The following is a 9,967-nucleotide window of genomic DNA, read 5'->3' on the forward strand; positions in this document are numbered from 1 at the left end:
CGGGGTGACGGGCGGTGAGTCATGTGCCGGTGGCATGGGCCCGGGCGCGGATGGGCCACCATGTTCCGGGGGGAATACGGAGGTCGGCCGCCCGCTGGGGGGGCGGGCGGCCGGGGGTGTGAGGGGTCAGCCCGCGACGACGGCCTCGGCCGCGGCGATGCCGCAGACACGGGCGGCGCCGTAGGTGGCGATGTGCGGGGCGCCACGCGGGGGTGCCTGCGGCAGGCCCATCTCCACGACGACGGTGTCGGGACGGGCGGCGAGCAGGGTGTCGAGGGCGGAGCGCATCCAGTCGTGCCGGTGCTCGTCGCGGACCACGGCGACGATCCGGCGGCCGCCGGCGGCGGCGAGGGCGGCGGCGCCCGCGCCGGCGCCGCTGTAGGAGCCCGCGGTGCTGCCGGGCAGCAGCCACGTCAGCTCGTCGGCCACGCCCCAGGGGGTCCGGTCGCCGACGGCGATGTTGGGGGCGGGGTTGAACTGGGCGACGTGGACCGCTTCGGCGACCGGTACGGCGGTCCCGGCGCGGGTCACGGTCAGGGCGCGGTGGGCCGCGACCAGCCCTATCCCGGGCGCGGGTTCGGCGTGCGCCGCGCCGCTGCGGGCGCCGGCGGTCCAGCGAGCCAGCTCGCGCACCCGGGCGGCCGCGTCGGCGAGCCGTTCCTCGGGCAGTTCGCCGGAGCGTACGGCGGCCACGAGGGCGTCGCGCAGTCTCAGCACGGTGTCCTCGTCGCACAGTCCGCCGCCCACGCAGATGGCGTCGGCGCCGGCCGCGATGGCGAGGACCACTCCGTGCTCCAGGCCGTAGGTGCCGGCGATCGCGCGCATCTCCATGCCGTCGGTGACGATCAGGCCCTGGTAGCCGAGTTCGCCGCGCAGCAGCTCGGTGAGGATCCGGCGGGAGAGCGTGCCGGGGCGGTCCGGGTCGAGCGCGGGGACGAGGATGTGCGCGCTCATGACGGCCCGGGTGCCGGCGGCGATGGCCGCGCGGAACGGGGGCAGTTCACGCGTGTAGAGGGTGTCGGCGTCGACGTCGATGCGGGGTACGGCGTGGTGGGAGTCGACGTTGGTGTCGCCGTGGCCGGGGAAGTGCTTGGTGCAGGCGGCGACGCCGGTGGACTGCAGTCCCTCGACCCAGGCGGCGGTGTGCCGGGCGACCAGGCCGGTGTCGGCGCCGAAGGAGCGGACACCGATGACGGGGTTGTCGGGGTTGGCGTTGACGTCGGCGGAGGGCGCCCAGTCGAAGTTGACTCCGCACGCGGCCAGGCGCCGGCCGAGTTCGCGGGAGACGGCCCGGGTGAGGCCGGGGTCGTCGACGGCGCCGAGGGCGTGGTTGCCGGGGAAGGAGGAGCCGGTGCGCACGTCCAGGCGGGTGACGTCGCCGCTCTCCTCGTCGATGGCGACCAGCAGGTCGTCCCGTTCGGCGCGCAGGCCGGCGGTGAGGGCGGTGACCTGCTCCTCGGTGACGACGTTGCGGCCGAACAGGGCGACCGAGGCGAGGCCTTCGCCGAGGCGGCGGCGCACCCAGTCGGGCGCGGTGGTGCCGTCGAACCCCGGCTGCAGCACCGCGAGCGCGTCCCGGGTGAGTGTGTCGATGCCGGAGGCGAGTGTGGTCATCGGGGGCGTCATCCCTTCACGGCGCCGTCGGTCAGACCGCTGACAGCCTTGCGTTGCAGGAAGATGAAGAGGATCAGGATGGGCAGCGCGAACAGGGAGGAGGCGGCCATCGTGGCGCCCCAGTCGTCGCCGAAGGCGGTCTGGAACTGGGACAGCCACAGCGGCAGGGTCTGCTTCTCGATGTCCTTGTTGAGGATCAGCACGAGCGGGAACTCGTTCCAGGCGGTGATGAACCCGAACAGCGAGGTGGCCATGAGGCCGGGCGCGAGCAGCGGGAAGATGACCTTGCGGAAGGCCTGGCCGCGGGTGCAGCCGTCGACCATCGCCGACTCCTCCAGCTCCTTCGGCACGGCGGCGACATAGCCGCGCAGGGTCAGGATGGTCAGCGGGAGCACCATCATCGTGTAGAAGACGGTGAGCGGGACGAGGCTGTCGAGCATGTCGTTGTCGCGGACGATCATGTAGATGGCGATGATCATGACCTCCCAGGGGGCCATCTGCGCCAGCATGAAGGTCACGATGAGCCCGCGCCGCCCCTTGAACCGCATCCGCGCGAGGGCGAACGCGGCGAACAGGGCGACGACGAGCGAGAACAGCACCGAACAGACGGTGACGGTGACGGAGTTGCCGACCAGCGTCCAGAAGTGGTCGGCGTCGACGGCCTTCGTGAAGTGGGCGAAGGTGACGTTCGTCGGGAACCACACCGGGTTCTCGGAGATGATGTCGTTGGTCGGCTTGAAGGCCGTCGCGAACATCCAGTACACGGGGAACACGAAGCCGACGAAGAGGACGACGGCGGTCGCGTTGGGCCAGATACGGCCGAAGAGCGAGCGCTTCACAGCTCGTCCTCCTCTTGCTTGAGCACCATGCGCAGGTAGTACGAGGTGATGACGAGCAGGACCAGGATGGTGAGGAAGGAGATCGCCGCGCCGACCCCGAAGTGCTGGTTGCCGACGCCCTCGACGTAGGCGTAGATCGGCAGGGTCTCGGTGAGGCGGTCGGGGCCGCCCTCGTTCATGGCGAAGATCTGCGGGAAGGCCTTGAAGACCCAGATGACCTCGAGGAAGGTCGTGGAGTAGAGGAACGGTCTGAGGAAGGGCAGGGTCACGGAGGTGAAGCTCTGCCAGGCGCCTGCGCCGTCCAGGGACGCGGCCTCGTACAGCTCCCTGGGGATGGTGGTGGTGGCGGCGTACAGGTTGATCGCGACGAACGGGATCGACTGCCAGACGATGAGCAGGATGACCACGGAGAAGGTGGAGAACTGGGTGCCGAGCCAGTTGTAGTCCGCCATGGAGTGCCAGCCGAGCTTGTCCAGGACCCAGTTGACGACGCCGAAGCGCTGGGCGAACAGCCACTGGTAGACGGTGGTGGCCGCGATGACGGGCATGGCCCAGGCGAGGACGAGGCCCACCAGGAGGGTCAGCCGCATCTTCTTGCCGAGGCGGGCCAGCAGCAGCCCGATCAGGGTGCCGGCCAGCATGATCAGGACGACGTTGGCGGCGGTGAACAGGACCGAGCGCTCGACGACCTTCCAGAAGTCCGAACCGGTCAGGACCTCCTTGTAGTTGTCGACGCCGTTCCACTCGGTGAGGTGCTGGATGAGCTGCCGGGGGTTGAGGTTCTGGAACGACAGCATGCCGTTCTTGACCAGGGGCCAGCCCAGCAGGACCAGTGTGGCCAGCAGCGCGGGCAGCAGGAGCAGGTAGGGGGCGGCGACGGCGCGGCGGCCGGCCGGGGACCCGGAGGCGCGGTCCTCACCTCGCGGCGGCGCCGGAACCCCGGCCTTGCGGACAGCGGGCTCCCCGACCGTGTCCGTGCCTTCGGTCTGCACTGACATGAGTCATCTCTTCCGTGGCCGTACGAATCCGTGTGCCCTGCGCACGGCGAGGGACGCACGGCACATGTGAGCCGGGGGCGTCCGTGCGACGCCCCCGGCGCGGGTCTAGTTCTGCTGGGCCAGGCGCTTGTCGATCTCGCCCGAGACGCCCTTGGCGGCGTCCGCCGGGGACTTACCGCCCAGCACGGCCGTCATGTAGGACTTGATCGGGTTGGGGGTGTTCTCCACCGCGGCCCACCCGGGGATCAGCGGGGTGGTACCGCCGGCCGCGGCGCCGGGAGCCGCGGCCTCGGCGGCGGCGTTGCCCTTGAGGTTGCTCTCCAGGGCCGTCTTGTTCGGGACCACGCCGTTGATCTTGGCCAGTTCGCCCTCGTACTGGTCGGACAGGGCGATCTTCAGGAACTCCTTGGCCAGCGACTGCTTCTTGCTGTTCTGGGCGACGGCGAGGTTGGAGCCGCCGAGAAAGACGCCCTCGGGCTTGTCCGCGGTCGCGCCCGGGATGGTGAAGTAGCCGAGGTCCTTCTCGATGGCCTTGTTGGTCTGGACGGCGGTGCCCGCCTCCCAGCCCATGCCGATGATGGCGCCGGTCTTGCCCTTGGCGAAGATGGTGGCCTGCTGCGGGGTGGCCTCGTCCTTGTCCTTGGGGGCCTTGGAGTAGGAGGCGTACTTCTTGTAGATCTCCATGGCCGCGGAGACCTTCGGGTCGGCGAGGTTGGAGACGTACTTGTCGCCCTGCTTCGTCACCAGCTCCCCGCCCTGACCGATGATCAGGCCGTCGAGGAAGTACCAGTTCTGGCCGGGGAGGTAGAGGGGCTCGGCGTCGGTCTTCTTGCCGATGGTCTCCAGGTCCTTGAAGAACTCGTCCCGGGTCTTGGGGGTGTCCTTGATGCCGGCCTTGGCCCAGACGGCCTTGTTGTAGATGACGACGCGGTTGGCGAAGTACCAGGGGGCGGCGTACTGCTTGCCGTCGTAGACGGAGGACTGGGAGACCGAGGGGGTCCAGTCGGCGCCGATCGACTGCTTGACGTCGCTCAGGTCGGCGAGGCCGCCGGTGGCCGCGTAGGCGGGGGTCTGGGTGTTGCCGACCTCCAGGACGTCCGGCGGGTTGTCCTCGGAGAGGGCGGTGGTGATCTTCTGCTGGATCCCGTCCCACTTCTGGATCTCGAACTTCAGCTTCGCGCCGGTCTTCTTCTCGAAGGCGGCCTGGACGTCCTTGCTCCACTGCGGCGGCGCGGAGCCGTCCATGGTCCAGACGGTCAGGGTCTGGCCCTTCCAGCCGGCCGGGCCCGCGTCCTTGCCGCTGTCGCCGCCCTTGCCCCCGCCACACGCCGAGACGGAGACCATCATGCCCGCGATCACGATCGCGGCCGCAAGCTTGCGCTTCACGCCACCCTCCTCAGGGATGCCACTAACCCCCCACGCCCTCGGCGGTGACCTGCGTACGACGCTGTTGCACGTAGGGCTCGGGACCTGGCCACTAATGGTGTAGACCAGTACGGTGGAGCTTGGCCTAGACCTTTCGGGGTGTCAAGGGTGGTTCGGGAAGCCGGTCCCGGCCGTTACGAGAAAGTCATCGGAGCGCGTCCGTCCGCCTGTCCGTCCACGTCCGCCCCTTTCGCCCGTCTCGTTCATTTGGACTAGACCATAGGGCAGTTGGTCGCTATAACGGGAGCCCATCGACACAGCCGGGAAGGCAGGCATGACCACCGACGTCAGCAGCGCCCAGCCACGCGGGAGGGCGCCCGGCCGCACCGCGCGGGTGCCGAAGTACTACCGGATCAAGCAACAGCTCCTCGCCATCACCGAGGCGCTCGAACCCGGTTCGGCCATGCCCGCGGAACGTCTGCTCGCCGTCCGGTTCGACACCTCCCGGACGACCGTCCGGCAGGCCCTGCAGGAACTCGTCGGGGAGGGCCGGCTCGACCGGATCCAGGGCAAGGGCACCTTCGTCGCCCAGCCCAAGCTGTACCGCACCCTCCAACTGACCTCGCACACCGAGGACATGCGCGCCCAGGGCCTCACGCCCGCCTCGCAGACGCTGGACATCGGGGAGGTCCCCGCGGACGAGAAGCTGTCGGGCCTGCTCGGCATCGGCATCGGCGAACGGGTGCTGCGCATCGAACGGCTGCGGCTGGCCAGCGGCGACCCCATGGCGATCGAGACGACCCATCTGTCCGCGCGCCGCTTCCCCGGCCTGCGCCGGTCCCTGGCCACGTACCCGTCCCTGTACACGGCGCTCGCCGAGGTGTACGGCGTCCATCTCGCGGAGGCCGACGAGACCATCGAGACCTCGCTGTCGACCCCGCGCGAGGCCCAGCTGCTCGCCACCGACGTGGGCCTGCCGATGCTGCTGCTGTCCCGGCACTCGCGGGACGCGCAGGGCAGCCCGGTGGAGTGGGTGCGCTCGGTGTACCGCGGCTCCCGCTACAAGTTCGTGGCGGCGCTGCGCCGTCCGGCGGGCGGAGCCGTGGTCCGGCGACTGCGCACCGCACACGAGCGGGGAGAGCTGAGCCCCGGGTGAACCGGCCACGCCCGTGGACCCGGCGGCGGACCGGCCTGTCCGCGGGCCATCACGTACCGGTCGCCGAGGCCGCGCTCGCGGCCGGGCCAACTATGCTGGTCCGGAGCGGCAACGGGGGAAGGGGCAGCCGGTGGACTGGTTCTGGTGGGTTCTCATCGTCTTCTGGACGGGCGGCTTCGCGTGGGCGGCCGACAACGTCCGCGGCGCACTGCGCAACCGGCACGAGCGCAAGATGCAGCTGCTGGAAGCGGCGAAGCAGGAGCGTCTGGCCGTGGAAGCGGCGCACAAGGCGCCCGAACCGGTGTGCGGATGCACGCACCACCTCGCCAAGCACGACAAGCAGGGCCGGTGCCACGAGCGTGTCGAGGTGCCGACGGCCTGGGACGAGAACAAGAAGCCGCTGCGCTACGAGGCCGGCGAGTGCAACTGCCAGCAGTACGTGGGACCGCAGCCGCTGTCGCAGGTGTTCGCGGAGGATCTGACGGACCGCGCCTGACCGCAGGACCCGCGGCCGGCCCGGCCGCGGGTCAGTCCAGGAACGCCGTCTCTATCCAGCGGCGTACCGCGCGCGGGCGCATGCGGTGGAGGCGGTCCGCGGTGTCGGCGACCTCCTGTGCGCCGCCCACCGACAGGAACTTCTCCCGGACCAGGTCGGCATGGCCCGCCCGGGTCTCCGGGCCGGCCGCGCCGATCGGGATCAGCCGGGTGCGCGAGACCCTACGGCCGTCCGTCAGACGTACGGTGACCCGGGCGCCGGTGGCCTTGGTGGAGCGGGAGAAGTCCCGGTCGTCGGACCGCACCGCGCCCACCAGGTCCACGAGTTCGTCCCCGCCGAAGCCCCGCAGCCAGGGCACGGCCCGTTCCCCCGCCTCGCGCACCGCCTCCCCGAACGGGGCGTCGGACAGGAAGAGTTCACGGGTCATCTCGGTGTCGTGCTCCAGCCGGGTCCGCTTGGCCAGCGCCCACCGCTCGGGGTCGTCCAGGTGCGGCGCGGAGAAGTCGTCCACCGAGAACTCGCCGGTGAGCAGGGTGGTGGCCACCGGGTAGGGCACGTCCAGGACCAGCGCGCCCAGCGGGGAGCCGGGCCCGGTGACGTACCGGGCGGCCCGCTCCCCCGCGAACAGCGTGTACAGCGAGGCCTCGACGACGACCTCGGCGACGTCCCGCGCCCGTATCCCGCCGAGTTCCCGGTGGATCTCGGCCGCGCAGTCCACGGCCGCGTCGATGCCGGGGCCGCCCGGGTGCATCTTGAACGACAGGGTGTCCGTGTGCCAGCGGCGGCCGAGGCCCTTCGCCAGCGCCTCCGGCAGCGGCACGGTCGCGAAGCGGGCCAGGAAGCCCTCCTGGTGCTCCATGATGTCCGGCGCCCCGCGCAGCCCCGCGTACGCCGCGTCGCAGGCGTCCATCGCGGTGCGCACCGGGGTGAAGGTGTTGAACAGGCGGGCGTCGCTGGCCAGAAAGGCCCGCATCAGCGGCCAGTTGGGCATGGCGAAGGCCAGCCCGAAGGCGTTCTCGAACAGGCTCGCCGACGCCCGGTCGCAGTGCAGCCGGCCCGCCACCGCGCCGGCCAGATGCGTGTGCACGGCGCTCTGGCCGCGCAGCGGGCCAAGGGTCGCCGAGGCGGTGATGCGGGCCGCGCACTCGTTGGCCGCGACCACCGCGGTGAGCAGCGAGAGGCCGTCCAGCTGCCGGGCGTAGGCGAACGCGAGCGGCACGGCGACCGTGGAGTTCGACAGGTGCCCGGCGTACGCGGTGTCGTCCAGGTTGAGCCAGGAGCCGAGCGCGGCGAAGACGCCGGCGGCCTGCCGCGGGTCACGCTGCATGGGGTGCCCGAAGGCGGCCACCAGTCTTCTGCCGAGCGGGTGCTGGAGTCCGGCCCGGATGGAGGCGATCTGCGACAGCACCTGGCTCGCGGCGAGCTTCAGCACCCGGCAGGGGACGGCCTGCGGGCGCAGGGTCGCGGCCCAGTGCGACAGCTCGCGCAGCGGCGTGTCCGCGGGGGTGCGGCCGCGGGCGCCCCGGGACGGGGTGCGGGCCTGCTCGGCCCAGTCGGCGCACAGCGCCCGGGCGACGCTCTCCGTGAGGACGGCGGTCATGGCGGCTACCTTCGGTTGCGTCGAGGGTGAACACGACCGCGGGAGCACCGGGCGGCCCGGTGCTCCCGCGGTGCGTGTGGGTGTTACGCGGCCGGGACCTTGTCCAGGAAGCCGTAGACGCCCTTGATCCGGCCGGCCTCGTCGGTGACGAGGACGTCGAAGCCGATGGCGATCGGCTCGGCGCCCGGCTCGGTCACCAGGCCCCACTGGAAGCGGGCCTGGTTGTGGTGGGCGTCGACGGTGCCGTGCAGCTCGAAGAGCAGGCCCTTGAACTGGTCGCGGGCGCCCGCCACCACGGCCCCGAAGCCCTCGTGGCCCTCGACCGCGGCGAGCGGGTCGATGTACGGGGCGTCGGCGGTGAACAGCTCGGCGATGGCCGCGGCGCGCTTCTCGGTGTCCGCCTCGTTCCAGATGTCCAGGTAACGGGTGACGGTGGTGGTCAGGTCGCTCATGCGGGCGTTCTCCTTGGTCGCTTGCTCGGTCGGTTCTTCGGACAGCTGGCTTGTACGTGCCTCAGGGGGTGGCCGGCGCCCACACCGGGAGCGCTCCGGGCAGCACCTCGAAGGTGGCCGTGGCGCCGATGCCGTGCTGGTACTCGCCGTCGTGCTCCAGCGGCAGCCGGCGGCCGTCGGTCCGCTCGACGGTGATCCTGCGGCCGCGCGCGTACACGGTCGCCGCGTGGGCCATGTGCGCGGCGGTCAGCGTCAGTCCGGGCACGTCGGCCGCCGCGACCTGCCCGCCGATCACACAGACGTCGAGCAGTCCGTCGTCCAGCAGCGAGTCGGGCAGGACCAGGTACCGGCCGCCGCGGTAGCGGCCGCCGCCGACGTTGGCGAGGACGGTGGGGCCCTCGTGCACCACCCGGCCGTCCACCGTGACGCGGCCCGGGTACGGCTCGTAGCCGGCGGCCGTGTCGGCGAAGGCGCGGGCGTAGCGCTCGCGGCCGGTCAGCGGCAGCTCCCGGGCCGTGATCAGCGCGTCGGCGATCACTCCCGAACAGGCGCCCAGATAGACGTGGTTGCGGGTCTCGGCCAGGCGGGCCAGGTCGAGGCGGCGCAGGCGGGCGCTGCCGCCGATGCCGCAGTCGGTCAGGATCGCCTTGAGGGACTCGCTCCAGGGCCGCTCGCCCCACAGCATCTTGTAGCCGGAGTTGCCGGTGCCGCCGGGCACCACCGCGAGGGTGGCGTTCCCGGTGACGGGCACGAGTCCCTGCACGGCCTCCCGGACGGTGCCGTCGCCGCCGATCACCACGATCAGGTCGGGCGCGCCGTCGGGCCGCTGCAGCGCACGGCGCACGGCGACCGTGGCGTCCCCCGGTCCGGTGGTCAGGTGCAGTTCGGTGCGCTCCAGGTACGAGACGCACAACTGCCTTACCTCTTCGACCAGTTCGGGCGAGTGACTGCCGGAGGCGGGGTTGCCCAGGACGAGGGCCCGGGTGGGTGCCGGGGCTGCGGTGTCTGCCATGTCAGGCGTACTCCTTCTCCTCGTTCTCCTCGGACGCTCGTCTGACGACACCGGCGGGACCGGGCTGGGGGACGCCCGGCGCCGCGGTGATCCCCACTCTGCCGGGGGCCGCTGTCACCGCGCTGACGCGTGACTGACGCCGGGAGCGGCCCCCCTGGCGCTGGAGGCGCGAGCCGTCACCAGGTGGATGGACCAGTAGCGCAGCAGTTCCTCCGCGGCCTGCTTGAACAGGGCCGGGTCGGCGCGGAGTTCGGCCGGCTGGGCCGGGTCCCGCAGCAGACTGAGGACGCCGAGGCCGATCTGGTGGGCCGTGGTCTCGTGCCCGGCGACGAGGTCCGGGGCGTTGTCCCGGCGCAGTGCCGCGGCCAGCTCGCCCGCCCGCGCAGGGAAGCCGCCGTCACCGCCACCGGCAGCGCCGACCTCGGCTTCTACAGC

General features: G+C 71.6%; 9 protein-coding genes and 1 pseudogene. 2 read left to right on the forward strand and 8 right to left on the reverse strand.

The window, feature by feature from the left end; genetic code table 11:
• Nucleotides 1-126: 126 nt before the first annotated feature.
• From ACWEN3_RS32905 to ACWEN3_RS32920, 4 genes are all read right to left on the reverse strand, one after another.
• Nucleotides 127-1,614, reverse strand: coding sequence for a glycoside hydrolase family 3 protein (locus ACWEN3_RS32905; protein WP_452978291.1), 1,488 nt, complete (start codon nucleotides 1,612-1,614; stop codon nucleotides 127-129).
• An 8-nt stretch (nucleotides 1,615-1,622) separates the two neighbouring features.
• Nucleotides 1,623-2,453 carry a carbohydrate ABC transporter permease gene (locus ACWEN3_RS32910; RefSeq protein ID WP_452978294.1) on the reverse strand — a complete coding sequence of 277 codons (831 nt, stop codon included), beginning with the start codon at nucleotides 2,451-2,453 and terminating at the stop codon, nucleotides 1,623-1,625.
• Complete coding sequence (locus ACWEN3_RS32915) at nucleotides 2,450-3,451, reverse strand: carbohydrate ABC transporter permease (protein WP_452978297.1); 1,002 nt, start codon at nucleotides 3,449-3,451, stop codon at nucleotides 2,450-2,452. The genes ACWEN3_RS32910 and ACWEN3_RS32915 overlap by 4 nt, the downstream gene beginning before the upstream one ends.
• Nucleotides 3,452-3,556: 105 nt before the next feature.
• The gene (locus ACWEN3_RS32920) at nucleotides 3,557-4,837 is read right to left on the reverse strand and encodes an extracellular solute-binding protein (RefSeq protein WP_452978300.1); all 1,281 of its coding nucleotides are present in this window, start codon (nucleotides 4,835-4,837) and stop codon (nucleotides 3,557-3,559) included.
• Between the two features lie 313 nt (nucleotides 4,838-5,150).
• On the opposite strand from ACWEN3_RS32920, the gene ACWEN3_RS32925 reads away from it, so the two are divergent.
• Both ACWEN3_RS32925 and ACWEN3_RS32930 read left to right on the forward strand, forming a co-directional pair.
• Nucleotides 5,151-5,972, forward strand: a complete 822-nt coding sequence (locus ACWEN3_RS32925) for a GntR family transcriptional regulator (RefSeq protein WP_452978303.1) — start codon at nucleotides 5,151-5,153, stop codon at nucleotides 5,970-5,972.
• Nucleotides 5,973-6,102: 130 nt separating this feature from the next.
• Nucleotides 6,103-6,468, forward strand: a complete 366-nt coding sequence (locus tag ACWEN3_RS32930) for a hypothetical protein (RefSeq protein ID WP_452978305.1) — start codon at nucleotides 6,103-6,105, stop codon at nucleotides 6,466-6,468.
• A gap of 31 nt (nucleotides 6,469-6,499) precedes the next feature.
• Here the strand turns inward: ACWEN3_RS32930 and ACWEN3_RS32935 are convergent, their stop codons facing one another.
• The 4 genes and pseudogenes from ACWEN3_RS32935 to ACWEN3_RS32950 all read right to left on the reverse strand — a co-directional run.
• Nucleotides 6,500-8,068 (reverse strand): MmgE/PrpD family protein, encoded by a 1,569-nt coding sequence (locus ACWEN3_RS32935; protein ID WP_452978308.1) that lies wholly within the window; start codon nucleotides 8,066-8,068, stop codon nucleotides 6,500-6,502.
• Nucleotides 8,069-8,151: 83 nt separating this feature from the next.
• Nucleotides 8,152-8,520, reverse strand: a complete 369-nt coding sequence (locus ACWEN3_RS32940; RefSeq protein ID WP_452978310.1) for a nuclear transport factor 2 family protein — start codon at nucleotides 8,518-8,520, stop codon at nucleotides 8,152-8,154.
• 61 nt (nucleotides 8,521-8,581) lie between these two features.
• Nucleotides 8,582-9,532 carry a diacylglycerol/lipid kinase family protein gene (locus ACWEN3_RS32945; protein ID WP_452978313.1) on the reverse strand — a complete coding sequence of 317 codons (951 nt, stop codon included), beginning with the start codon at nucleotides 9,530-9,532 and terminating at the stop codon, nucleotides 8,582-8,584.
• 114 nt (nucleotides 9,533-9,646) lie between these two features.
• Nucleotides 9,647-9,967 (reverse strand): annotated as a pseudogene (locus ACWEN3_RS32950) (hypothetical protein); the annotation flags it as partial.

This window comes from Streptomyces sp. NPDC004561 (genome assembly GCF_053602155.1).

Coding starts and splice junctions, on each gene's coding strand:
- ACWEN3_RS32905 (WP_452978291.1), bottom strand. CDS start 1,614: ATGACCACACTCGCCTCCGGCATCGACACACTCACCCGGGACGCGCTC.
- ACWEN3_RS32915 (WP_452978297.1), bottom strand. CDS start 3,451: ATGTCAGTGCAGACCGAAGGCACGGACACGGTCGGGGAGCCCGCTGTC.
- ACWEN3_RS32925 (WP_452978303.1), top strand. CDS start 5,151: ATGACCACCGACGTCAGCAGCGCCCAGCCACGCGGGAGGGCGCCCGGC.
- ACWEN3_RS32935 (WP_452978308.1), bottom strand. CDS start 8,068: ATGACCGCCGTCCTCACGGAGAGCGTCGCCCGGGCGCTGTGCGCCGAC.
- ACWEN3_RS32940 (WP_452978310.1), bottom strand. CDS start 8,520: ATGAGCGACCTGACCACCACCGTCACCCGTTACCTGGACATCTGGAAC.
- ACWEN3_RS32945 (WP_452978313.1), bottom strand. CDS start 9,532: ATGGCAGACACCGCAGCCCCGGCACCCACCCGGGCCCTCGTCCTGGGC.